Genomic DNA, 24,872 nt, shown 5'->3' with positions numbered 1-24,872 from the left:
GCCAATCCTGAGATTGGCCTAAGTCATTGATTTTATTGGTCGGGGCGAGAAGATTCGAACTTCCGACCCCTTGCACCCCATGCAAGTACGCTACCAGGCTGCGCTACGCCCCGACACTGAGTTGCGGATTATAGCGGATCAATAGATTTTTTGCCATGCTCGCATGCAATTATTTGTTCCTATCGAGCAGCTAATAATCCTTGACCAGTGGTTTCATCACTCTTATGCCAAACCCTCAACAATACGGAAATCACGCTCAGCGCCATTTCCCAGTGCTTTAAGCGCTTCCAGATATGCATCGCTGGCATAGGCCTTCTGGGCCTGCTCATAGCTGGAGAATTCGACGACGACAGTTAGCTGCTTCAGGCCGGCTTCGCGCGCCTCGACGACATCGCCGGAAAACACCAGCAAGGAGCCACCAAAGGCATCAATCACCGGCTTGGCCAGTTTGCCGTATGCATCCATTGCAGCTTTATCCGACACTGACCGGTACGCTACTACCCAATATCCTTTGTTCATATTGTCCTCTTTAGTTGAGATTGCAACAAAATTATACGCCGGAAAGGAATCACCCTGCCAAACGCCTGCATCACCAAGCTTGCCGGAATTTCAGGAGCAGAAGCTGGGCAGGCAAACAAGCGCCGCCGCCCACCGGATTCGGAGGCGGACGGCGCTCAGTGCTCATGCTGCTGTCGCAGGGATTACCAGCGACCGTGCTGCGCGCCGCCGCCTACGTTCAGGGTTTCGCCAGTTACCTGAGTCGCTTCGGTCAGATACAGCACGGCATCAGCAATCTGCTGCGTAGTGGCGATAGTGCCCATAGGCGACAGGGATTTCATGAAGTCCCTTGGAGTATCCTTGTGCAGCGGAGTATCGACAGCGCCAGGCGCCACCAGGTTAAAGCGGATATGGTCCTTGGCGTATTCGGTTGCCAGATTGATACTGGCGCCGGCCATGCCGCCCTTGGTCATCATCGCCACGCCCACTGGCAGGCCCGCTACCGGATTGGTGAGCAAGGTAGTGGTGATGCCAACCACGCTACCGCCGCGCTTTTGCGCCAGCATTTGCTTCAAGGCATATTGGGTAACGTACAGATAGCCTTCCAGGTTGGTATGCACCAGATTATGAAAATCTTCGCTGGTGTAGTCGGTGAAAGGCTTGGCAATGAAGATGCCGGCATTGTTGACCAGGCCATCCACGCCGCCGAAACGCTGCACTGCGGTCTCTACAACTTTGGCTGCGACAGCGGCGTCACCGATGTCGCCGTCCACTACGGCCAGATTGGCCGATGCCTGCAAGTCGCTTGATTTGCTGACGTTACGCGAAGTCGCTACAACGTTGTAGCCACGCGCCAGGAAGGCATTGGCAACGCCTGCGCCGATACCTTGGGATGCGCCAGTTACGATGATGGTTTTTTTCTGTTGAGTCATGATGTGCTTTCGAAAAGAGTGTTGTTTGAAAAGCCGGACTTGCATCAAGTCCCGGTGATGCTCACTCTACTACCGGCACCGTTGCGCTTAAAGGCAGGTATGGGAACAATACTTGTTACCTCGTGTAATCAATCAACTCCCAATCTCAGAGCATTCCCGTTGAATCAGGTGCAGCTATTGTTGGTAGTTGATTTGGGACGAAGGTATAGTGCGGCGCGGTTCCGCAACTGGCTGAGTTGTGCGACTTACTTCTCTGTCCCACGATTCCAGCCGGCCCACAGAAGGCGTTTATCACACAAGAGAAATGATTCAACCTCAGGTGATTTTGCTTGCATGTACTCTTGCCGAAAGCGCTTAGAACTCCAAACCAGTAAGTGTTTGGACGGTAAGCCAGTTAGGCAAACTTGAGCCAGGGTTTAGTCTCAAAAAATTGCAGAAAGTCCTGCCTCTTGATGCGATGCCGAGCCACCAGCGATTCGAATTCTGATATGCCTAACACACTTCCGTGAGCAGCGAGCATGTCACGTACCTTGGGCAAGGTTCTCTTGCCGAACCACATTGCCTTAAGCTCTCCCACGATGGCCTCAGCAATCTCTTTGGAAATGCGCCCGTCAGCTAGCAATTCAGAAATTGCGCCTCGCAAATGCAGTAGCGGCTCGCTCATCGACAAATATGGTGGTTCATCCCCATGTAGCAGCGCAACCTCATCATCCTGAAAATCCTCGTACTCGAAAAAGGACTGGTACGCTCTGCCGTAGCCGCGCATTCCAAGATTACGCATCTCGTATGCACGTACAGCGCCCATGGAGCAGATACCCCATACTTCCCATCCTGCTTCGATAGCCTGCCGCAATTCGATATGCCCGACGGCAGGAAAAGAAAAATAGGTCCCATCAACGATGATAAGGCGGCCAGGCTCAGCAACCTCATTCAGCAGAGCATGGATGTCGCCGCGCCTGACAGGCGGCCTGATTACGAGTCCATCAACGCCCAACGCATCCAGGTCAACATCAAAGCCCGTAGGCCCCACATATAGAAAAGTATTTTCGTAATTTGACACGTGCATGACACTCAGAAAGAATTGACGTAGGCGCGCAACCGGGGACCGAAGCGCATGGAGCCTGAGTGGCAATCCTCCATCTTCGGCACGATCAGCTTAACGACCTGCAGCTTGTGTTGCGGCTCTGTAAATACCACGCGAATAATTTGATGGATGCCGTTTTTGTTCAACGCATCCACCATTGCGGTCCATGCCGCATCCAGGCTGAGTTCGCTTCCGGACCAATCGGCGATAGACTCAAAATCAACCTCTCGCGAATTATCCGCGAGCTCGGCGCGGTACTCGGCAATAGCTGCCAGCTCTGCCGCACGACCTAATTCACCCCACAGTTTGGGATATTTACTTAAATCATCCCTCCCGCCATGAATGGTGCTCAAGCGGGATTGAGCGGCCTCGGCAAGTGCCCGGATTGCGGCGATTTCCTTCACCGGATGCACTCCATAGCCGCCGCAAATGTTAACTGCTGCAAACTCGGAGTTCTCTGCAATAACAGCATGGAAGTAAGGCATTCCAAAGCAATTCTCCACGTGACGCAGATAAACATGAAAATCGGCCTGCTCGATTTTTTCAACCAATGCTCTCGCCGCGCCCGTCAATTGCGTAGTATCGATCAAACTGGAGGTGTCATGGATAAACTCAAAAGATGCGATGTCATGTTCAATCAGCTCGGCCAAGGCATGAACGCTTGCTTCCTCCACGCTATTTCCCGATGCCAGCCCGCATGATGTACCTCGACCAAACAGCGGCTCTGCATCGGCGCTCAAAAAAGGTAGGAATACCAGTTCCGACGGAACTAGAACCGCTTTGCCCGTCCCCACAAGTTCTGCCGGTGTCACCTTGATTTTGTCACTTGGTCCTGCGGTCTTTCCCATCAATGGCGAGAAATCGCTCAGCTCCAATTGACCATCATAAGATGCAAGCATCTCCGCAATGGTGGATTGTTGAAAACCGACATGCGCGCCGCCCTCCTCCGCGAAGGAAAACTCTATCGATTCCATATAAGCACCGATCTGGGCTTCCTCCGGCAGCAAACCCTTTCCTGCGTTAACACATAAAGACCCTTCGACGGCTCCAGGCCGTATGCTGGCAAACACAGGAATGCCTATGCGATCCAAAGGGGTGGTGTCTGTGACCCGCGTAATACCTCGCAAGACCGCCAGCTCCTTGGCGTATTTCAGGCTTTCGGCAATGGGGCGCACGCGCAGGCTGGAATTCATACGTATAGCTGCCGCTGCCGGGCTCATGCTGTGAGCGTCTTCTTTCATATAGCGGGGAATGGTATGTGATTATGACTATCAACCAGCGTCTGAAACTGCCGGTCGTGATTCCTCAAACAAGCAACGCATCCTCTGGTCGGCAGGTTTTTCACCTGTTCTTGCTGCATGATCTAGCCTCCGGCTATCGCTGCTACCAATTGAATCGAGTTGTCGGGTTCCAGAGTGACTTCGCTCAGGGTGGTATCTCCACCAAGCTGCCGGCCATCGATAAACACGCCTATGAATGAGGAAATGCGACCTTTGCCGTCAAGCAGCACTTCTCTTAAAGAGGGGTGTTCGTCGCACAGCTTAGTGATAAGAACCTGCATATTTTCGGCATTGATATCAATGCGCGTATTTCCGCTCGCGCGCTGAGCCAATTGCCGTGGTAATAAAATAGTGGGCATGCCTGTCTTTTTTCTGTAATTTAAGTCTGTGCCAGAGATCGCTTTGCGGAGTAGATTTTTAGAGAAAAACAGGTGTCGTGGTTGTTTCTGCTCAAGCTCCGAAGCGAGTTCAGCTTCACAAAAAATAGCGGGCCGATCTAAATCGGCCCGCTTCGCAACTTCAATCGTATTGGCTAGTCTCAGTAGACTTAGGCAACATAACCCATGGCTGTTTGCTCAACTGGAGAAGGAACAATACCCATCGCAGTTTGCTCAATCGTAATAAAACCCATGGCTGTTTGTTCCACACTTTGCTTGAAATCGACAGAGGTTGCACCGCTTGCCAATGCTTGTTGCAGCATGGCGATAGATTCTTTTTTCATGGAAATCCCTTTTGAATAAATGTCATGTTTCATCCTACATTCGCATTTTACAATATTACCCAAAGGAAATTAAATGAATTTATTTTGCATTCAAAAAGACAACTAAAATCAAGTGCGCGGTAATCGGGCCATTTCATATTTTTCGAAGAAAAGGCGATGTGCTGGCTGGCTATATTTACCCTGCAGTCAAAACCACGCAATTCCGCCCTTGATCCTTGGCCTGGTACAGGGCCTCGTCCGCTGCACGAACCAAGCCCTCGGCATCGCCGCTATAGCCTGTCGATTTAAGAGCGACGCCAATACTGACCGTGACCCGTCCCAATGGGGATTGCTCATGCCGCATGTTGAGTGCCTCTATCGCATAGCGCATGGATTCGGCGATATTGTGGGCGACGTCCGCTTCTGTATTGGGCAGCACAATAGAAAACTCTTCTCCGCCATACCGTGCGGCGAGATCGCTTATGCGGCGGGTACCCTCCTGCAAGACGCGGGCGACGGTTTTCAGGCATTCGTCGCCGGCCTGGTGGCCGTAGCAGTCGTTGTACTTCTTGAAGTGATCCACGTCGATCATGATCACGGCAAGCGGCTGCTGGGTACGTGTGGCCCTGCTCCATTCGCTGGCCAGCGCCTCGTCAAAGCGGCGGCGGTTTGCAAGGCCAGTGAGGCCATCGGTGGCAGACAGGGTTGCCAGCTTGTGATTGGCTTCTTCCAACTGAGCGGTACGCTCGGCGACCCGCTGCTCCAGGCTGTCGTGCAAACGGGCGTGGGAGATGGAGATCATCGCCTGGCCACCCAGAATGCGCAAGAACTCGACACGTTCTGCAGTGAAGGAAGCCTCCGCCAGATTGTTTTCCAGGTATAGCATGCCGCTCACCCGACCACCCTGCTTGATCGGCAGGCACATCACCGACTTGGGCTGGTGGGCTTGTACATAGGCATCCAATGCAAAGCGGGGTGAAACTGCTATGCGGTCTTCTATCACTTCTGCACCGCTACGTATGACGTAGCGCAGCAGAGACAGAGGAAACAGGCTATCGCTATCGGCATCCAGCCTGATGTGCCTGGCCTGCAGCACGGAAAGCGTATCGCCGGAAATGTCAGCCTCCATCCGCCATATGTCATCGTGCAACAGCAGCAGCCGGGCCACCTGGGCGCCGGAATTTTCTCGCACGATGGCGATCAGCCTTTGCAGCACGTTGCGTAAGCCTATCTCGTTCGATAGCGCATGCGAAGCCTTGACGATAGACGCCAGATCCAGCGTAGCATTGACGGAAGTGGCATTGGTGACGGTCGTGATACTTGCCTTGCCGACGGTGGACTTGAGCATGGTGTGCCCTGCCGCCACCGCAGCCGTGGTATGCCGCACCCTGGTGCCAGCGCGTCCGGAAGCAAGCTCTTTCAGAAAATCGTAGCGTGCAGCCAACTGCGTGGCCTTGCCCTCCGCGCCCCACTGGCGGTAATGGGTTAACGCATCCTGCAAGAAAATTTCCGCGATACGCTGCTGTCCTTGCTCCAGCCAGAATTCGCCGCACAGTTCATTGGCCAGCGCCTGGATATTGATATAGCCGGTATCGCGGGCACTGTCGATCGCTTGCTGGTAGTACGCTATCGCATCCTGCATGTGTTCCCGGTAGCGCGCGCACTCAGCCTGCATCAGCAAGTGCTTGGCGGAGACATTGTCTGGCCCCAGCACTGCCCAGGCGGCCAGATTTTTTTCCATCGCACTGATACGAGTCAGCAAGGCGGTAGCGTCAGTGCGTTGGGGCGCACGCCGCAATGCGCGGATGCAAATCAAGGCCGCATAAAAAGTAGCTTCCGCGACCTTGGCCTGGCCACGCATCAATTGCGTGACGACCTCCAGCTGCTCCGCCAGCGCTTCGGCATCGGCACTATCAAACAGGTAGGCATTACGAATCTTGCCCTGCAAAAAATAGGCCCTGAACAACCGAGAGTGCCCGTAGCTTGCCAGGAAGTCTTGTTCGCTAAAACTGTCGTCATCATAACTGGCGTGATCCGGCGTCAGCCCCATCAGGCATTTGGCCGCTTGCACGGCGCCGGCAATGGAGCAATCCACCATATCCATTTGACCGTTTGCACGCATCAACACCAGGTCGCGCTCTGCCGATTGCAGCAAGTCAGGCAGGTATTGGCCCATGATCAGCCTGTCGGTTGCACGCACGGCAGCAACCACACCTACCTGCACAAAATCACCGCTCTCAAGCGCCCAGTTGAGCGCATCCTCATACAACACGTCGCAACTCCGCAAGGAACGGCTCCAGTGATTGACCAGCGCGGCAAACATCAAGCAAGTGAGGGAACGCGCCTGCAGGTTGGTGCGGCGCTTGGCCAGGTCCAAGGACATGGCGCCAAACTGATAGGAGCGCTCATCATTTCTCGTATGAATGGCAAGCGAAAATGCAAAGCCTACGTAGCCGACAGAAGTGAAGTCGCTATTGCCTTTTTGCAGCGATAAGCGTGTCATACTCAATATCATTGTCATGCTCAGATTTTGCTGGCCGGCATAATAGCTCGCCATCCACAAACCCTGCATCATCCGCATGGCAGCAACAGAAACAGGATCGCTCATTTCTTCCGCTATCAGCAGTTCGCCGATACTGCGGCCGGCACACAACTTGTCTGTATCGGCAAACAAGGCGGGGATATTCGCCTGTAGTACAGCATCGTCGCCGGGAATGTCTATCTGCAGCAAGGCCAGGCCTTTACGCAAGATGGAGATGGCGTCCAGCAGGCGCCCCTGTAGCTGGTACTGATGGGCCTGGATGGTCAGGCAGCGAACCTTTTGCAACTCCGTTATGCAATGCGCAAGGGCCAGGGGATAAATTGCTTCCGCAGCCGCAAATTCGCCGCACAGGTAGGCCGACTCCGCAACGCCAAGTTGCAGGTTCAGATACAACTCAATATGCTGCAGCGGAGCGGAATCCGGTAGCAAAGATACGCCTGTTCGCATATAACGCAATGCTGCCTGGAACGCCGCCGCGCCGCTCGCCTTACCGCCCGCACGGTGATTGAGCGCAGCCAATTGCAGGCGTTCGTCACCATCCTGGATCAGATCACGTCCGGCATTCAATTGTTCGACAACGGCAAACAATTGATCTTCCAGCGTCCGCGACGTTGCGTGCCTCAGCAAAAGACGGCCTATGCAGAGATGGTTTTGCCGGCGCGCATCCTCATCGACTACAGCGTAAGCGGCCTGCTGCACACGATCATGCAAGAAACGGTACGCAATCTGCGTTGTCGGCTCTTCTTCTTCCAGGTATTTATAGCTATGATCTAGTGGATGAATCAGGCCAGCCTTTAGTGCAGGCCACAAATCCTGCTGTGCCTGATAAGACGTTCTCTCGCTGATGACGGCCAGCGTTTCCAACTCAAAGCGATTACCCAGCGAGGCCGCCAGTTGCACGATGTGTTGGGTCAAAAGTGGTAATCGCCGGATTTTTTCCAGCATCAGTTCGACAACATTATGCGTGTAATCGGTGCGTTCCAAAGACTGCATATCCCATTGCCAGCAGTTTTGGTCGAAGCGATAAGTCAGGTGGCCCGCCTCGTGGATAGTCTGCAGGAACTGGTTCAGGAAGAAAGGGTTGCCGCGGGTTTTCTGGTAGCACAGCCGGGTCAGCGGAGCACACTCCGCCATGGAAACGCGCAGCGCATCGGCATTAAGTTGGGCGACGTTGTGCTCCGTCAGCGGCGCCAGCATCAATGTATGCAGAGGCGCGCCATGTGTGTGCAAGGTATCGCATAGGCTCATCAGCGGATGAGCAGGGCTGACTTCATTGTCGCGGTAAGCGCCAATAAACAATAAATGGCACGCACTGGCATCGCGCATGAATTGCTCTATGATCCGCAGCGTGGGCGCATCCGCCCATTGCAAATCATCGAGAAAAATCACCAGCGGGTGGTCTTTGGCAGAAAACACGCCAACAAATTGCAAGAAGCTGCGGCTCAGTCGGTTTTGCGACTCCACCGGCGGCAATTCTGCCACGGGCTCGATGCTGCCGACGATCAGCGCCAGCTCCGGAATCAGCTCCGCCATCACACCCAGATTGGCGCCCATCGCGTTATGCAGCTTGGCTGCCCATGACTGCAATTGCGCTTCGGGCTCGCTCAACAATTGTCGTATCAATTCCTGAAAAGCCTGAATCAGCGAGGCATATGGAATATCACGCCTGTACTGATCGAATTTACCAGAAACAAAACAGCCGCGCCTGGCAACAATCGGTTTGTGCACTTCGTTGATCAGCGCCGATTTGCCTATACCTGAATAGCCCCCCACCAGCAACATCTCAGCGGGGCCATCAGAAATGCGCTCAAATGCGGCGAGCAACACTTCAACTTCGCCCTCCCTACCATAGAGCTTTTGCGGAATCAGAAATTTCCCGCTGTGATCGGTAAGGCCCGTGAAATGGGCCGGCTGCTGCACAGGTTGCTGCGCTATCGCACGACATAGCTCCAGGTCTTTCTTCAAACCCTGTATGCTCTGGTAGCGCTGCTCTGCATTTTTCTCCAGCAGACGCTGAACTATCTGCAGCAATGGACCCGGCAGGTTTTTCAATGAGAGCAAGGTCCAGTCCGGCGCGCGCGCGATATGGCAATGCACCAGCTCCATCGCGTCGGTAACGGCAAAAGGCGGTTGCCCTGCCAGCAACTCATAAAAGGTCGCCCCTACTGCGTAATAGTCCGCGCGGTAATCAACAATGCGGTTCATACGCCCGGTTTGCTCCGGCGCCATGTAACGCAGCGTGCCTTCCAGCGTATTGGGATGGCTGATGCCTGTGGTCTCTTGGCCCAGCTCGCTGGCGATGCCGAAGTCAATCAGCTGCAATAGCCGCTTTCCGCTATTCCAGATCAGGTTGGAGGGGTTAATGTCTTTATGAATGATGTGATTGGCATGCACGACTTCTAGTGCATCGCAGAGCTGCAGGGCAATGTCAAAAAAATCTGCCAGCGGGATTGCCGTCTGCGTCTCCAACTCTTGTTTGCTTGCCCGGTATTCGCGCAGCAATTGTTGCAGGGACTGGCCGCCTATATCTTCCTGCATCATGGTCCAGCGCCCAACTACCTGCCGCAATGCGATGGGACGTACTATCCCCTCATGCTCGCAGCGGCGCGCGATAGCGTACTCCCGCTTGAACTGAGCCACCTCCTGGAACGAAGGGAAATCCTTGCTGGGAATTTTGACAATGACAGGGAACTTGCCCTGCGCAGACAGGGCGCGATAAACCAGCGATCGATCACTAACGTGCAGCCGTTCGACAATATCGTATTCGTAAGATTCGTAAAGCGCAGTCACTTTTTTCCTGTTACCGGATTGCAATACCAGAGCAGCGAGGCCATCCTTCCGCACAGTCTGGAGGCGAAGGTATGCGCCCAGCACTTCGTGCAGCATGCGCCCCACTTTCTGCCTGAGATATTGCTGCCAGTCTAACATATCCGGGAACGTCGACGAGAGGCCCTGGCAGCGCACTTTACATTCTTGCTTGCCAATAATGCCGATAAATTTCCACGGAGAAATAAAATACAAGACCACAGTGTAGATTTAGCAAAAAATGGGAGCGCAATAACCGAATTTAGATCAAAAATAGAGAGCAATGAAAGAAGATAACAAAGAAAACCTCCCTATCACATTGTCTTACTGCAACAACACAGCCAGAACATGCGTGCAGTCCAAGTCCCGCCTAATGTGCCGGGTCCATCTACACAACATATAGACCAAACCGGCTTATTGATGCCCTGCCCGTACCGCATTCGCGATTCATAATACAATCACCGCCATTCAAAGCAATAACAAGGACATCGCATGCAGGCGATCATCTCAATAAAAAATCTCACCAAGGCTTATGCCTCGGGCTTTCAGGCGCTAAAAGGCGTCGATCTGGATATACGGCAAGGAGAAATCTTTGCACTGCTGGGGCCAAACGGTGCCGGCAAGACCACACTGATCAATATCATCTGCGGCATCGTCAATCCCAGCAGCGGTAGCATCCTCGCAGATGGACACAATGTGATTACTGATTTCCGCGCCGCACGCTCCAAGATAGGCCTGGTGCCGCAAGAGCTTGCGACCGATGCATTTGAAAGCGTATGGAGTACGGTCAGCTTCAGCCGTGGCCTGTTCGGCAAAGCGCCGAATCCAGCTCATATAGAAAAAGTGCTGCGCGACCTGTCGCTGTGGGACAAAAAGGATGCGCGCATCAGGACCTTGTCAGGCGGCATGAAGCGCCGGGTGATGATCGCCAAAGCGCTGTCGCATGAACCGCATATCCTGTTCCTGGATGAACCTACCGCCGGCGTGGACGTGGAACTGCGCCGCGACATGTGGAAAATGGTGCGCGGCTTGCGGGAAAGCGGCGTCACCATCATCCTCACGACTCACTATATCGAGGAAGCCGAAGAGATGGCCGACCGCATAGGCGTGATCCGCAAAGGCGAAATCATCCTGGTGGAAGACAAGACCGTGCTGATGGAAAAACTGGGCAAGAAACAATTGACCCTGCATCTGCAGCATCCTTTGGCCCAAATCCCGGGGGCATTGTCCGGCCAGCCGCTGACCTTGTCGGCAGACGGTAACGAGCTGGTGTATACCTTTGACGCGCAGAGCGAACAGACCGGCATTGCCGATCTGTTGCGGCAACTGGGCGAGCATGGTATCGATTTCAAGGACCTGCAATCGAGCCAGAGCTCGCTGGAAGAAATTTTTGTCAATCTCGTGAGGTCGCAACCATGAACATTTACGCTATCCGCGCGATCTATCAATTTGAAATGTCGCGCACCTGGCGCACGCTGATGCAGAGCATTGCTTCGCCCGTCATTTCTACTTCTCTGTATTTTGTCGTCTTCGGCGCCGCCATCGGCGGACGCATGGTGGAAGTGGACGGCATTCGCTACGGCGCGTTCATCGTGCCGGGGCTGATCATGATGTCGCTGATGACACAGAGCATCGCCAATGCGTCTTTCGGCATTTATATGCCCAAGTTTTCCGGCACTATTTACGAAATACTTTCTGCGCCTGTGTCGCCCATAGAGATCGTGATGGGGTATGTCGGTGCTGCCGCGTCCAAGTCCGTGATACTGGGGTCGCTGATACTGGTGACGGCGCGCCTGTTTGTACCGTTTGAAATTGAACACCCTTTGTGGATGGTCATTTTCTTGCTGCTGACGGCAATCACCTTCAGCTTGTTCGGTTTTGTGATAGGAGTGTGGGCGGATGGTTTTGAGAAGTTGCAGATCATCCCGCTGCTAGTGATTACGCCCTTATCTTTCCTGGGCGGTAGTTTTTATTCCATCAGCATGCTGCCGCCGTTCTGGCAAAAGGTCGCGCTGTTTAATCCGGTAGTGTATCTGATCAGCGGTTTTCGCTGGAGCTTCTATGGCATTTCCGATGTGAGTATTGCTGTCAGCACCGGCATGACGCTGGTCTTCCTGGCGCTATGCGTGTCGGCAGTGTGGTGGATATTCAAGACTGGCTACAGGCTCAAGACCTGAGTTTGGTCTAGCAGTGCCACGACCTTTTATGTAAACAGGAAATTGCGCGGGAGAGATAAGGATGCCCAGGCTATTCGTTGCCATTGCCCCTACTCCCGCCATCGCCTCCTGCCTGGCACAGTGGCAGCCGCGCCAGGCCGCAGGAATCAAGTTGACCACGCTTGCGCAATTTCACCTGACATTGCATTTCATCGGCGAAGCTGACGTGCAGCCTGTGGCGCAAGCCTTGCAGCAGATCAAGGCAGCGACCTTTTCAATCAAGCTGGACAAGCTTGGGCGCTTCCACTCCCACAATGGCGGCAACGCCTTGTGGGCCGGCGTGCAGCAGAATCCGCAATTGCTGGACCTGCATGACAAGGTGCTTGCTGCCCTTTCCATGGCGGGATTAAAACCAAAAGTGCGCGCCTATACACCGCATATCACACTCGCGCGCTGCAAACCTGAGGCGCCCGGCAATATCATCAACGACTTCCTGATGCAGGATGCCGAGTTTCCGTCTGCACCTATGCCGGTAAGCGACTTCGCACTTTACTCCAGCATACTAACGAGCGAAGGCTCGCAGTACACCCGCGAGCACTCCTTTCCGCTGCAGAAAATCCCGGATGTTACCTAGCGCTGCACCTGGCCAAAACGAGGCCATATATTTAATATCATTCTGACACTGCGTTTTTTTGTGCGCACTGGTACACTCGCCCAAGCTGGATCTGTCCGGCACTCCTCCACACAAGATAGGAACACAGGAAAACAATATGGGGTCAGCTATTTCCGATGATGATTTCGACAGCACCGGCCTGATACCGCCAGATGCGCGTCCGGGCAAGATCCTGCTGGAAGAATTCCTGATTCCGCTCACCCGTCCCAAGGAACAAGTGGCCGATGCCACCGGCCTGGGGATGGCGACGATAGACGGCATACTGGAAGGGAAGATAGAAATCAATGCCGAGATCGGCGCTGCCCTGGACAGCCACTTCGGCGTAGAACCCGGTTACTGGCTGCAACTCCAGCGCAACTACGACAACGCTATCAGGCTCGCCTTATCCGGCGACGAATAAATGCCGGAATAAATCGGATTACGCCTCCCAGCCCTATCATCAGCTTTTAGCAACTCAATCCGCTCATCCCGGCACAGAATTTTCTTTTGTCCGGCAAGGCTGCAGGGCATAAAGGTCGTACGGATCAGCGCAGGGCTACCCGCACCGGCCTGGCCTTCACAGCAACACGTGGCGCAGGCCTGGCGGATGGAGAAGGAGGCGGTGCCATGCCTGTATCGTTCATATCCAGCTTGAAGCGCGACACCAATTGCGCCAGCTTCGCCGATTGGTCTTGCAGGCTACCCGCAGCCGCAGCAGCTTCCTCTACCAGTGCGGCATTTTGCTGGGTGACAGAATCCATCTCGGTAATCGCCGTATTGACATGACCAATGCCGGTGCTCTGCTCGCTGGAGGCCGCGGTAATTTCCGCCATGATGTCGGTCACGCGTGACACGCTGCTCACCACCTGGTCCATCGTTGTGCCGGCTTCAGCAACCAGCGCGCTGCCTGCGGCAATGCTGTCTACCGAATCACCGATCAATCCCTTGATTTCCTTGGCGGCGGCTGCACTACGATGCGCAAGATTGCGCACCTCAGACGCCACCACGGCAAAGCCCCTGCCCTGCTCACCGGCACGTGCAGCTTCTACCGCCGCGTTCAACGCCAGGATGTTGGTCTGGAAGGCGATGCCGTCAATGACGCTGATGATATCTACAATACGTGTGGCGGACGCATTGATCGTGTCCATCGTCTGCACAACTTGCGAAACCACGGAGCCGCCTTTCTGTGCAACCTCGGAAGCGGACTTCACAAGCTGATTGGCCTGCATCGCATTATCGGCATTTTGGGTGACGGTAGAAGTCAACTCTTCCATGGAGGCTGCCGTCTCTTCCAGCGAGCTGGCTTGTGATTCAGTGCGGGCAGACAAATCCATATTGCCGGCGGCGATCTCACTGGATGCGACGGCGATCGTATCGGCGCTGCGCCTTATCTCGCCTATGGTGCTGGCCAGGTTGGTTTGCATGCTTTTCATTGCGAACAGCAAGCTGCTATTGTCCCCTGGCTTGGTGTCGACAGTAATGCTGAGATTATTGGCGGCGATTTCTGCGGCCACTTCAGCAGCATATTCCGGCGCACCACCTATCGTGCGCAGGAGATTACGATTGACTAAAGAGACGATGAAGGCCAGCACAACGCACACGCCCAGCAGCACCATGGCCGACTGCAGCAAGGACTTGCGGAACGCAATGTCGATGTCATCCATGTACACACCGGTGACCAGCGCCCATTCCCAAGGCTTGTAGGTGGCAACGCGGCTCAGCTTGGGTACAGGCTCGGTCTCGCCAGGCCGTGCCCACACATAACTGACAAATCCGCTACCACTGGCTGTCTTGCCAACCGCAGTAATATCGCGGTACAGGTAATTGCCCTGCACGTCCTTGAAGTCCATCATGTTCTTGCCGTCGTTCTCGGCCTTGAATGGGTTCATCACAGCGACGCCGTCAAGGCTCACGATGGTCACGTAACCATCCTTGCCGAAACGAAAATCCTTGATCGCGGTGATTGTCTGTTTTTGCGCCTCTTCTTTCGTCAAGGTTCCTGCAGCGGCCATGTCGCCGAAGTGTTTGACGATACTCAGCGCCGCATCGTCCACATTACTAAGGTCGCCGCTGCGTTCTTCTATGCGTATATGGCGGGTTTGAACGGCATCGTAAATCGATACGCTGAAAATGCATATCAGACTACAAATCAGGGGGATCCAAAGTTTTTGTTGAAACGTCAGTTTAATCACGGTGGTCTCCCATTGTTTTTTTCATATGATGATTTTTTAGCAGCTTTTTCTTGCGACAAAGCATGCTTTCAGCATACGCCAAAAGCATTCCGCCAGACAATGTAGAAAAGCTAAAACAGAGATGCATAGCGCAAATTGTGTTGCAAACAGAACGCTTGCGCAGGGCGCAGCTTTCCATTGCGCGAACGTCGAAGCGCTATAAGTATCTTACCCACATCTTGTGTTAACAATCCTGTGGATAACCCTGGAGATCGAGATATAAACCATTGATTTGTAAAACAAAGTTAAACCTGCCTAAAATCAAGGCAGCAGAGGCCGGATAAGCGGATCAGGAAAACGACTTCCCACATGCTTTCGTGTGCTGGCTAACAGTCATTGCCCACGGTATCGCCTAGCATTCAACAGATCCGACAAAATTCAAAGGTGTTGCATGGCTACCGATATAAACAAAGAATCCTCGCTGATGGAGGCATTCATGCTGGGATTCATGGTCAGCAGGGAGGGATTCAATGGTGAGCTCTTCAATGAGGAACTGGCGCCCAGCGGAGTACATCCGGATGGCGGCGAGATCAGCGAGTTCCGGCAGCTCGCGGCATCTATGCCGGAGTTTGTAAGGCTGCAGCAGGCAGGCATCAGACTGCTGGTCGACGGCAATCTATTGAATCACGATGAGCTAGGCTAAATAGAACCTGTGATTGCTGAACGGTTTCTCCGCCGAAGAGATTCTTCAACACGCCTATATATATATATCCAGGATGGTTTTTTCAAAAAAAAACGGCACGCAATTGCGTGCCGTTCTTAGCTTATCTCTCGCCTCAACTTATTATCTGCGCCAGTGATCGTGGCCATAGTAATAGCGGGGGCCACCACGATAGTAACGTTCCTCTACGACCACCGGAGCTGAACGGTAGTATACAGGCGCCGGCTCTACATAGACTGGCGGCCTGGAGTAATAGACGGTAGTCGGAGCCGCATAATAGGAAGGGGCAGGTTCTGCATAATAGGTGGTGGTCGGCGCACTATAGTATGTTGTTGCAGGAGGTGGGCCGTAGTAACGAGGCCTGTCATAATTGCTTGCGCTGGCACCTACCGCTGCACCGAGCACGCCGCCGACGATAGCACCGTCACGTCCGTTGATACCATGTCCAATTGCTGCGCCTACCGCGGCGCCAAGCAAGGTATTAACACCTTGATCCTGGGCGTATGCGACGGATGTTGTGCCAACAGCAATTAGTATGGTTGCCGCGGCTACTGCGCTTAATTTACGACTTAGCATGATGTAATCCTTTCAAACCCAAGCGTATCCGCAATCAAGAGTGCGAAACTGCGCTTGCATGATAGTAATATAGGGGCTGCTTTGTAAAAAAACGATAGCAAGAAACAGACTCTTACAACTGATACAAAGCAATATTTCCCTACATAGCCGCCTACCGTTCATTACTACTCCACTGCGAAGCACATGCTTCCGGTACAGCAGGCCGTCTATGTAGCTATAACGCACTACCCTTGCTTTTGGTTTACATCGGAACTTTCTTTAGAACGACATGGGCACCCTCATGGTGACAGTCATGTCCGGCGTATCGCGTGTCAGGCCTGTACCTATAGACAGACTGAACGAGGTCTTGTCGGAATACCTGTATGAGTAACCCAGTAATAAACTGGCGAGCACAGTGCGTACCGAGCCCGGCACGGTTACGCCGTTCTGCTTGGTCCGGCCTACCGAGTTCATGTCAAAACCAACGCTGAACGAAGATTTATCATTCAAGGCCAATCCCATACCGAAGTTCGCGCCGATGATATCGCCGGCCTTGATATCGCCGAGAAATTCGCTCTCGCCATTGAGTACGCGGCGGCTTACGCCCTTGCGTTCAATATTGTACTGATAGCTGAAGCTGCCGAAAAACACTGCAGGGTCACTGGGAAACAGCCAGGTCAGTCCAGGCTGTATTGAATACGATCCAGAGCCTGTGGGCAATTCAAGTGGCAAGCCGGTGCCGGTCGTATTGCCAACGCAGCGGGTCTGGCAATCGGTGATCACTTCAAACGGATCTTTGCCGGTGCGCGATTTGAGCCGCATCGTACCGATAAAATACGGCCGGTCTGCACCGCCGTCATTGAACTGGTAACGCGCTGAGACTTCCGCATCGCCGATAGCCTTGCCGCTGGTCTGGAATACATTGTCCGTCGCGCTACCGGTGAAAATTTCACGGCTGATCGTGGAATCGCTGCGATACACATAGGGCACGCGCATTTCCAGTTCCAGCCGGTTGGTCAGGCCATAACGCCCCGTTGCTGCACCGGTCAGCGTATTACTCTTCACTTGCCGTACGTCCACCAGGCCAATGAGCAACGCAGGGATGACCGTGTAGCCGACCAGCGCAACGCGGTTATTGGACGAGTAGCTGTACTGTAAAGATGGCTCCAGCGCAAACTTTCCACGCGGGGTCAATATGCCCGGCTGCTCAAAAATAGGAGCGACTTCACGTTGGCGATTATTGCGTTCCGGCGCGACACCGACAGGGCCGGACGCTTGTCCATCCTGCGTATTCGCCGGCGCTCCCGATTGCGCAACTTCCTGCCCTCCACCCTGCTGCACCTGTTGTCCCTGCTGCCCCTGCTGTCCATTACTCGCAGCGGGCCCCATTCCCTGTGCCGCTCCACCGCGCTGGGTTGCCAGCATCTCGGCCCTCACCGAACGCCGCAGATCACGGAGTTTACTTCTTTCTTCATCCAATTCCCGTTTCAGCACTTCAAGCTGCCTGGTCAGATCATTGACATCCCGCTTTAATATATCTACCGATCCCGATGCGTCTTCTCCGGCAACAGATGAGCTGCCTGTTTGCGCAAATACGGCGGAACTTGAAAGACAGAACGCAGAACAAGCCACTGCGGCAACATTGTAAAAGGGCTGCTTTTTCATACTTTTCTCCCCTATCGAAAATTGAACTATCGGACTTTTTATGACTGCTTCAGGACGGCAATTTTTTTGTCAACCATTGTGAATTTCGACTACGGTTTATTGCAAATGAAAAATACAGAAGCCCCTGCCGTTATTGGATCCATGCGAAATTGCGTTGAATTTGGGCTGACTCATTATCCTTGTCAGAGTTGACTTGTAAAAGTCAAAAAATCTGTTAAACATAACGAGGTCTTACAGATTGTTTAAAAAAGAAAGCGACCCGGTTCCTAAATTTTTCGAGAATCGGAAAACTCAAAAAACAAAGAGCACGAATCGTGCCGTAAAAGATCAAAATCCTTGCAATCAAAGGCTTACTTCAGAATATTTCATGCTCACAACATCTATCACGGGCGAATGTAAGTTTAGTCGACACTATCAAATGCTACTAGTGTGCAAGTTCAAAAAATAAGGAAATAAAACTGAATAGGCATAGAGAATTGGCCCAGCGAAACGATAGACGGCGGACGATGCGATCAGGAATCATAATATTTTCGCGCGCACCCTTCCTTACAAGTAATACGAATCAACACACATCGTTTCCGCAACCCGGTTTCCATGCCGCTTATTGTTGTTGGAGAAGTTCACGGTTAAGAAAAAATTCTGATTTCAATCAAATTTGATTCAGATCAATTCGCATGTGTCTGCCCGATGTCATCGTCAATACCAGCAATGATGAATGCCGGCCGGCAAATGAGGAATGCCTCAAGCCCGAGCAAGTGCAACGGAAGCTTGATTACCGTGTATTTATTCGAGCAGGAAATTAAAATGAAAAAACGTAAAATTCTTTGCCTCAGATTACAAAAAAATTCCGCATCGTTTGATCAATACTTACAAGAAGAGGAATGGGAAATACACTACGCAGCAGAAATACTTGTTGCAGAACGCATGATGCGGGAGGAGCCTTACCTGGTCTGCCTGCTGGCGATTGAAAATGTGGAGCTGATTCAGTACGAAGCCTTGATCCAGTTACTGAAAGCACATCCCGAATGTGAGTGGATAGGCGTATTCCATCCCGATTCTTTATTGTCATGGAAGTGTCACGAACTGATACTGGGCCACCTTTTTGATTACCACACGCAGCCGATAGAATCTCAGCGGCTGGCACAAACAGTCGGTCACGCTTATGGCCGGGCGATGATGCGCCAACAGTCCAAGAGACGTTTTTCAACGACCAAGGATATGGCAATGGTGGGAGAAAGTCCGGCCATGAAATCCCTATTCAAGCACATCAAGCAGATTGCCAGTTCCGAAGCAACTGTGTTGATCGGTGGTGAAAACGGCAGCGGCAAGGAATTGACAGCGCTCGCCATCCACCGATGCTCGCCTCGCAGCAACGGCCCATTCGTGCCAGTCAGTTGCGGCTCCATTCCATCACAGTTGATACAGTCCGAACTTTTCGGCTACCAGCGCGGAGCCTTTACCGGCGCCGCCGCGCAAAAGGCCGGCTTTATCGAAAGCGCAGACCACGGAACAATTTTTCTTGACGAAATTGCCGACCTGCCGCTGGATCTGCAAACCAACCTTCTACGCTTTTTGCAGGAAAAAACCATTACCCGCATCGGCTCTTCCGCCAGCATTCCTGTCAACGCCCGCGTCATCGCAGCATCGAATGTGAATCTGCAGGAAGCGGTGAAAGCAGGAAAATTCAGGGAAGATCTGTTTTACCGGCTGAACGTGCTGCCCATCATTGTTCCGCCTTTACGCGAGCGCAAAGAAGATATAGAGCTGCTGGCGAATCACTTCCTGGAAGTATTTGGGAAAGAGAGAAAGACCCGGCTCAATGGTTTCACCAGCGAAGCGGTGCAGGCAATGCTGTCGCACAATTGGCCAGGCAATGTACGGGAACTGATCAACCGCATCCGGCGCGCCATCGTTACCACGGATGGCCGTCTGATTTCGGCCGAAGACCTCAACCTGGAAATTCAATCGCTGCTGAAGAACGATGACCTGGCAAATGTGCGCATCAGCGCAGAACGCGAGGCGATCTTCAATTGCCTGGTGCGAGCAGGAAAAAACAAAACGCGCGCGGCGCAGGATCTGGGCGTATCTCGCATGACCTTATACCGGCTGATGGAAAAGCACGGCCTCAGCGGAAATCTTGAACACATCCACAGCAAGCCTGCTGCCAACAGCGAAAACGCGCATCACCGTACTAGTGATATGCATTACAGCGCTCCCATCAAGTCTCCCAAACTCGGTTAATACTGTCACTCCAACGGATACCTGCAGATAAATCGCAGGTATCCGTTTTTCCTTTTTCTTTTCGAGCATATTTCTCCCCTCCATTTCCCTTGCACATCTGTCGCATAGGAAATGACGGGTGGATAAATCGCGGCACGATGCAGGTTACATTGTGACACTCGCGCAAAGATTTGTTACAGGTGTCACTCCCATGAGACATGGACCTAAAGCATTAATAGTTATCCGCTATCGCTAAGGTGCTGATTCCAAAGCCGATTCAACTTTGCACGCAACTGTTTTCTCAAATCACCGTCTCATGCATGTGACATTCCGCTATTATTTTTCGCAGTTTTTTAGCTTGCCCTTTAACAAGCACACGTTTGCTTCCCGCTTCAAATTCCCCCCTCTCCCTCTGTAGAGCCTCATTTTTCATCCTGAAAAAAACCGCTGGCATCAAGTTTGCTGTAACTGAGGAAGTTGGCCTGTATCGCCAACTCCAACACTTACCTACGTAATTATCGAGGAGAAATTATGAACAGGACCTTACTGGCTTCGGCCGTCGCTGCCGCATTTAGCCTGAGCGTTCCGGCATTTGCGCAAGAAACCCCGAGCTCCACCAGTGGCGATGCCACGGCGGATGCAGCGCGGGCTGCGGCGATCAACAATGGCTCTACTGGCACATTCACAGACGCCTTCAACGTAAACAAAGCAACTGCAATCAGTACGCTCACCGGTACCGTCAGCGGAAATCGAGTCCGGGACATTGGCAATAACCCTTCCAATAGCGGCGACGCCAATGGCGCAGCGGGCGCTAAAGGCATAGGCGGCAAAGGCGTAGGCGGCACAGCGAACGGCAACGGCGGAGATGGCGCTCGCGGTTCAGGTGGCGATGGCAACGGAGGCAAAGCCTACTCATCCGGCGGCGACAGCGGCTCAGTAAAAGCTGGCGGCGGTGGTGACGGCGCATCCGGCGGTAGCGCAAGGGTTGGCAGCGCCAGCACTGGCGATGCAGTAGGCGCATCAGGCGGCCGTGGCGGCAGCGCAAGCGACGCATCAACCGGCAGGGGCGGTTCAGCCGGTGATGGCGGCTCAGGCGGTGCAGGCGGCGCTGGTGGCTCTGCAACAGGCGGCGCTGGTGGCAATGGCGGCAATAGCGGCGACACTTCCGGCGGATCGGGTGGTAGCGCAGGCGGATCAAGGGGCGGTTCCGGCGGCAGTTCTTCTGGCGGCTCCGGTGGCAGCACAGGCTCGGCATCCGGCGGTTCCGGCGGATCCGGTGGCAGCAATGGCGATGCCGTTGGCGGCCTGGGTGGAGCAGGCGGCAGAGGCGGCAGCGGTGGCGATGGCGCCAGCAGCGGTAAAGCCTATGGCGGCGGCTCTACAGCCAATAATGGCGCTACAGGCGGCGGCAGCACAGGTGGCGGTGCATCAGCATCATCAGGCAATGCCAGAGGTGGCGCCGGTACTGATTCCAATCCTGGCGGCAACGGCGGCAACTCCAGCATAACCGGAACTTCCGGTGGCGGCAGCACTGGCGGCGGTGCAACATCCGGTTCCAATAACGGCGCAGGCGGAGCAGGCAGCTCTGGCGCAGGTGGATCTGGCGCAGCAGGCGCAGCAGGTGCAGCAGGCGCAGCGGGTGCAGCAGGAACTAACACTGCCGGCGGCGGCGCAGCAGGTGCCAGCGGCTCCAGTGGCGCAGGCGGCGCAGGTGCAGCAGCAGCGGGCGGAGCAGGTGCAGCAGCAGGCGGCACTGGCGGTGCAGGCGCAGCAGCTTCCAGTGGAACCGGCGGCTCGGGTGCAGTTGGCGCTTCAGGCAATAGCACAGGCGGCATGGGTGCGACCGGCGCAACCGGCGGCACTGGCGGCAATAGCGGCAATGCTCAAAACAATGCAGGCGCAGGCGGTGCAGGCGGTACAGCAACCAGCGGCAATGCAACCAATGGTAATGCTACCAGCGGTGCAGGCGGCAGCGGTGGCGCAGGTGCCAGCGGCAACTCCAGCGGCGCAGGCGGATCGTCAACAGCTTCGTCTGGTGCAGGTACCGGCGGTGCAGGAACCGGCGGCGCAGGCGGCTCAGGCGGCACTAACTCCGGCGGCGTAGGCAATGGCGGAGCAGGCACTGGCGGAGCAGGCGGCGCAGGCGGCACCAACACCGTCAATGCAGGCACTTTTGATATGTCGAACAATATGACAGGCGCAGCCCAATCGGCAGCCGGCATCATGGTTCTGACACAGCAAAGCGGCATTTCCAGCTTGGTACAGCAAAGCGTCAACGTACAGTCCAATATGACCTTGGGCAAGTAATTGACTAATCGCGGGACTCGCGGTGGAGTAAATCGTATTTCACCGCGAATTTTCCGCTCAGTTCATTGACTTGTTCTGGACGGTAAGGAGAAACGAGCATGTTTCTACAACACTGTACGTATGGCAAGACGATCGCACTACTGATCGCCATCGCTCCACAACTGGCGTTTTCACAAACGCTGGTTAGTGAAAGCCTGCCTGGCAAAACACCGGTAATTGCAGAGACAGCGAATCTGCCTGTCACTGAAATTGCCAAAGGTGATGAGCAAGGCAGCTTTTCAGGAAAATTCGGCAAAGCCGCAAATGTCCAGGACCTGGGCAAGTTGCGTGGTGGAGCGGAGGTGGTTGTCGGCAATGATCAAAAGCTGAAAGGCACGGTAGCAGATAACAGTGCCACGAATGTATCAACGGGTTCCAACAACATTACGTCGGGTGCATTTGCCAACGTAAGCGGCATCCCTATCGTGGTACAAAATTCGGGCGCTAATGTATTAATACAAAACTCAACGATCATCAATTTGCAGCTTCATTGAAAACGATGAATCGGATATTTTCTGTCCTGTCAGGAAGCACGCTGCTGATGCCCGCTTTGCAAGTGCTTGCATTTGTATAGCGGGTATCAGGAGCGCTTTTTCAGTAGATATTACGAGCATTTGGGAAAATTGAAACAAAACAATGAAGCGAAACCGGCAGTCTGCCCGACCAGCTTCACCTACATGATTATCAAGGAGAGGTTATGAATAAGACCTTACTGGCTTCCGCCGTTGCAGCAGCATTCAGCCTGAGTGTTCCGGCTCTTGCACAAACAACGAGCGGCGACGCCACAGCGGAAGCAGCACGTAGCGCTGCGACCAATAACAGTTCCGGCGGCAACTTCAGCAACACCTTCAATTCGGCAAAAGCCAGCGCGATGAGCACCCTGAGCGGTGAAGTCAGCGGCAACCGGGTGCGCGACGTGGGCAACAACCCGACCAATTCGGGTAATGCCAATGGTGCTGCGGGTGCCAAAGGTATAGGCGGTAAAGGCATAGGCGGCACGGCCAACGGCAATGGCGGCTATGGCGCCACCGGCTATGGCGGCGACGGCAACGGCGGCAAAGCAATCTCTACCGGCGGCGATAGCGGCTCGGTCAGGGCCGGCGGCGGCGGTGACGGTGCCAGAGGCGGCTCTGCCAGCGTAGGCGACGCCAGTACCGGCGAAGCCAAAGGCGCAAATGGCGGCAATGGCGGCGGCGCGTATGGAGCCTACAGTGGCAAAGGCGGTTCCGGTGGCAGCGGCGGCTATGGAGGTGCAGGCGGTGATGGCGGCTCGGCAACCGGCGGCGCAGGTGGCAACGGCGGCAATAGCGGCTCTACCTATGGCGGATCAGGCGGTTACGGTGGCGGCTCCAGGGGCGGATCGGGCGGTAGCTCTTATGGTGGCGACGGTGGCAGCACCGGCTCCGCATCGGGCGGCTATGGCGGTTCCGGCGGCAGCAATGGCGATGCAACCGGCGGTAAAGGTGGTTCGGGCGGCAGCGGCGGCTCGGGTGGTGATGGCGGCAGCAGCGGCAGGGCCTATGGCGGCGGCTCCACTGCCAACAATGGCGCAACCGGCGGCGGCAGCACTGGCGGCGGCGCCATGGCAACTTCAGGCAACGCCAGAGGCGGAACAGGCTCAGGAACGCCCCCCATCACAACAACAAGTGCAGTAGCGGCACTAGCAGTTGCTTCGGGTGGAGCCGGCGGTGACGCCAGCATCAACACTACCACTGGCGGCGGCAGTACTGGTGGTGGCGCAACTTCCGGCCCCAATAGCGGCACCGGCGGCGCAGGCAGCTCCGGCGCAGGCGGTTCAGGTGCGGCAGGTGCAGCAGGTGCTGAAGGCGGCGCAGGCGCAGCAGCAAGCAATACCGCAGGCAATGGTGCCGCAGGTGCGAGTGCAACCAGTGGCGGTGGCGGCGCAGGCGCGGCAGCAGGTGGTGGCGCAGGTGCAGCAGCAGGCGGCACTGGCGGCTCGGGGGCGGCAGCATCCAGCGGTGAAGGCGGCGCTGGTGCGGTCGGCGCCAGCGGCAATAGCACAGGCGGCAACGGTGCAACCGGCGCAACCGGCGGTAACGGTGGCAGCAGCGGCAACGCGCAAAACAATGCGGGTGCGGGTGCGGCCGGCGGTACAGCTACTACCGGTAGTGCCAACAACGGCAGTGCCAGCAGCGGTGCAGGCGGTAACGGCGGCGCAGGTGCAACCGGCTCTGTCAGCGGTGCAGCAGGTACCTCATCTGCAACGTCGGGATCAGGTGTTGGCGGTGACGGCAACGGCGGCGCAGGCGGAGCTGGCGGCAACAACACCGGCGCTGTAGGCAATGGCGGCTCGGGCACTGGTGGCTCTGGTGGAGCAGGCGGCAGCAATAGCGTTGACGCTGGCAGCTTTAATATGTCGAATACGATGAACAGCGCAGCGCAATCTGCTGCCGGCATCATGGTAGCGGCACAGCAAAGCGGCATCTCCAGCCTGGTGCAGCAAAATGTCAATGTGCAGTCCAACATGAGCCTGGGTTCCGTGCCAACGGCAACCACTGCCTTGAGCAGGTAAAGGCTTAACGTA

At 54.7% G+C, this 24,872-nt stretch carries 19 protein-coding genes and 1 tRNA gene; 9 read left to right on the top strand and 11 right to left on the bottom strand.

Annotated features, from left to right (window positions below; genetic code table 11):
* Nucleotides 1-36: 36 nt before the first annotated feature.
* The 8 genes from IEW12_RS21345 to IEW12_RS21310 all read right to left on the bottom strand — a co-directional run bounded on the left by IEW12_RS21345 (nucleotide 37) and on the right by IEW12_RS21310 (nucleotide 9,826).
* A tRNA-Pro gene (locus IEW12_RS21345) sits at nucleotides 37-113 on the bottom strand.
* Nucleotides 114-222: 109 nt separating this feature from the next.
* On the bottom strand, nucleotides 223-519 hold the full coding sequence (locus IEW12_RS21340; protein ID WP_188568146.1) for a DUF1330 domain-containing protein: 297 nt from the start codon (nucleotides 517-519) through the stop codon (nucleotides 223-225).
* Between the two features lie 182 nt (nucleotides 520-701).
* The gene (locus IEW12_RS21335) at nucleotides 702-1,430 is read right to left on the bottom strand and encodes an SDR family NAD(P)-dependent oxidoreductase (RefSeq protein ID WP_188568145.1); all 729 of its coding nucleotides are present in this window, start codon (nucleotides 1,428-1,430) and stop codon (nucleotides 702-704) included.
* A 394-nt stretch (nucleotides 1,431-1,824) separates the two neighbouring features.
* Nucleotides 1,825-2,490: a TfuA-like protein gene (locus IEW12_RS21330; RefSeq protein ID WP_188568144.1), complete on the bottom strand. Its 666-nt coding sequence runs from the start codon at nucleotides 2,488-2,490 to the stop codon at nucleotides 1,825-1,827.
* A gap of 11 nt (nucleotides 2,491-2,501) precedes the next feature.
* Nucleotides 2,502-3,707 (bottom strand): YcaO-like family protein, encoded by a 1,206-nt coding sequence (locus IEW12_RS21325; RefSeq protein ID WP_188568143.1) that lies wholly within the window; start codon nucleotides 3,705-3,707, stop codon nucleotides 2,502-2,504.
* Nucleotides 3,708-3,877: 170 nt separating this feature from the next.
* Nucleotides 3,878-4,153 (bottom strand): ubiquitin family protein, encoded by a 276-nt coding sequence (locus tag IEW12_RS21320; protein WP_188568142.1) that lies wholly within the window; start codon nucleotides 4,151-4,153, stop codon nucleotides 3,878-3,880.
* A gap of 188 nt (nucleotides 4,154-4,341) precedes the next feature.
* Nucleotides 4,342-4,515 (bottom strand): hypothetical protein, encoded by a 174-nt coding sequence (locus tag IEW12_RS21315; RefSeq protein WP_188568141.1) that lies wholly within the window; start codon nucleotides 4,513-4,515, stop codon nucleotides 4,342-4,344.
* A gap of 175 nt (nucleotides 4,516-4,690) precedes the next feature.
* A complete protein-coding gene (locus IEW12_RS21310) occupies nucleotides 4,691-9,826 on the bottom strand; it encodes a diguanylate cyclase (RefSeq protein WP_188568140.1) in 5,136 nt (1,711 codons plus the stop codon).
* A 507-nt stretch (nucleotides 9,827-10,333) separates the two neighbouring features.
* Here IEW12_RS21310 and IEW12_RS21305 point away from each other — a divergent pair.
* From IEW12_RS21305 to IEW12_RS21290, 4 genes are all read left to right on the top strand, one after another.
* Nucleotides 10,334-11,260 (top strand): ABC transporter ATP-binding protein, encoded by a 927-nt coding sequence (locus IEW12_RS21305; protein ID WP_188568139.1) that lies wholly within the window; start codon nucleotides 10,334-10,336, stop codon nucleotides 11,258-11,260.
* Nucleotides 11,257-12,018, top strand: coding sequence for an ABC transporter permease (locus tag IEW12_RS21300; protein ID WP_188568138.1), 762 nt, complete (start codon nucleotides 11,257-11,259; stop codon nucleotides 12,016-12,018). Before IEW12_RS21305 ends, IEW12_RS21300 begins: the two co-directional genes overlap by 4 nt.
* Before the next feature lie 61 nt (nucleotides 12,019-12,079).
* Complete coding sequence (thpR, locus tag IEW12_RS21295; protein WP_188568137.1) at nucleotides 12,080-12,631, top strand: RNA 2',3'-cyclic phosphodiesterase; 552 nt, start codon at nucleotides 12,080-12,082, stop codon at nucleotides 12,629-12,631.
* A gap of 136 nt (nucleotides 12,632-12,767) precedes the next feature.
* Nucleotides 12,768-13,070 (top strand): HigA family addiction module antitoxin, encoded by a 303-nt coding sequence (locus tag IEW12_RS21290; RefSeq protein ID WP_188568136.1) that lies wholly within the window; start codon nucleotides 12,768-12,770, stop codon nucleotides 13,068-13,070.
* A 124-nt stretch (nucleotides 13,071-13,194) separates the two neighbouring features.
* Here the strand turns inward: IEW12_RS21290 and IEW12_RS21285 are convergent, their stop codons facing one another.
* Nucleotides 13,195-14,841: a methyl-accepting chemotaxis protein gene (locus IEW12_RS21285; RefSeq protein ID WP_188568135.1), complete on the bottom strand. Its 1,647-nt coding sequence runs from the start codon at nucleotides 14,839-14,841 to the stop codon at nucleotides 13,195-13,197.
* A 430-nt stretch (nucleotides 14,842-15,271) separates the two neighbouring features.
* On the opposite strand from IEW12_RS21285, the gene IEW12_RS21280 reads away from it, so the two are divergent.
* Nucleotides 15,272-15,523, top strand: a complete 252-nt coding sequence (locus IEW12_RS21280) for a hypothetical protein (protein WP_188568134.1) — start codon at nucleotides 15,272-15,274, stop codon at nucleotides 15,521-15,523.
* 141 nt (nucleotides 15,524-15,664) lie between these two features.
* Here IEW12_RS21280 and IEW12_RS21275 read toward each other — a convergent pair whose 3' ends face one another.
* Together IEW12_RS21275 and IEW12_RS21270 are read right to left on the bottom strand one after the other, a co-directional pair.
* Nucleotides 15,665-16,117 (bottom strand): glycine zipper 2TM domain-containing protein, encoded by a 453-nt coding sequence (locus IEW12_RS21275; protein ID WP_188568133.1) that lies wholly within the window; start codon nucleotides 16,115-16,117, stop codon nucleotides 15,665-15,667.
* Between the two features lie 258 nt (nucleotides 16,118-16,375).
* Nucleotides 16,376-17,761 (bottom strand): acetate kinase, encoded by a 1,386-nt coding sequence (locus IEW12_RS21270; RefSeq protein ID WP_188568132.1) that lies wholly within the window; start codon nucleotides 17,759-17,761, stop codon nucleotides 16,376-16,378.
* Between the two features lie 804 nt (nucleotides 17,762-18,565).
* On the opposite strand from IEW12_RS21270, the gene IEW12_RS21265 reads away from it, so the two are divergent.
* The 4 genes from IEW12_RS21265 (at nucleotide 18,566) to IEW12_RS29030 (ending at nucleotide 24,860) form a co-directional block, all read left to right on the top strand.
* Nucleotides 18,566-20,002, top strand: a complete 1,437-nt coding sequence (locus IEW12_RS21265; protein WP_188568131.1) for a sigma-54 dependent transcriptional regulator — start codon at nucleotides 18,566-18,568, stop codon at nucleotides 20,000-20,002.
* 510 nt (nucleotides 20,003-20,512) lie between these two features.
* The gene (locus IEW12_RS21260) at nucleotides 20,513-22,288 is read left to right on the top strand and encodes a hypothetical protein (protein ID WP_188568130.1); all 1,776 of its coding nucleotides are present in this window, start codon (nucleotides 20,513-20,515) and stop codon (nucleotides 22,286-22,288) included.
* A 98-nt stretch (nucleotides 22,289-22,386) separates the two neighbouring features.
* Nucleotides 22,387-22,821, top strand: a complete 435-nt coding sequence (locus IEW12_RS21255) for a hypothetical protein (RefSeq protein WP_229751269.1) — start codon at nucleotides 22,387-22,389, stop codon at nucleotides 22,819-22,821.
* Between the two features lie 203 nt (nucleotides 22,822-23,024).
* Nucleotides 23,025-24,860: a hypothetical protein gene (locus IEW12_RS29030; RefSeq protein WP_188568129.1), complete on the top strand. Its 1,836-nt coding sequence runs from the start codon at nucleotides 23,025-23,027 to the stop codon at nucleotides 24,858-24,860.
* The last annotated feature ends 12 nt before the right edge of the window (nucleotides 24,861-24,872 follow it).

The sequence above is a fragment of the Parundibacterium terreum genome, from assembly GCF_014636315.1.
GTDB classification, from domain to species: domain Bacteria; phylum Pseudomonadota; class Gammaproteobacteria; order Burkholderiales; family Burkholderiaceae_D; genus Undibacterium; species Undibacterium terreum.
Note: the sequence above shows the minus strand (reverse complement) of the source record. Positions and strands in the feature narration are given on the sequence as shown.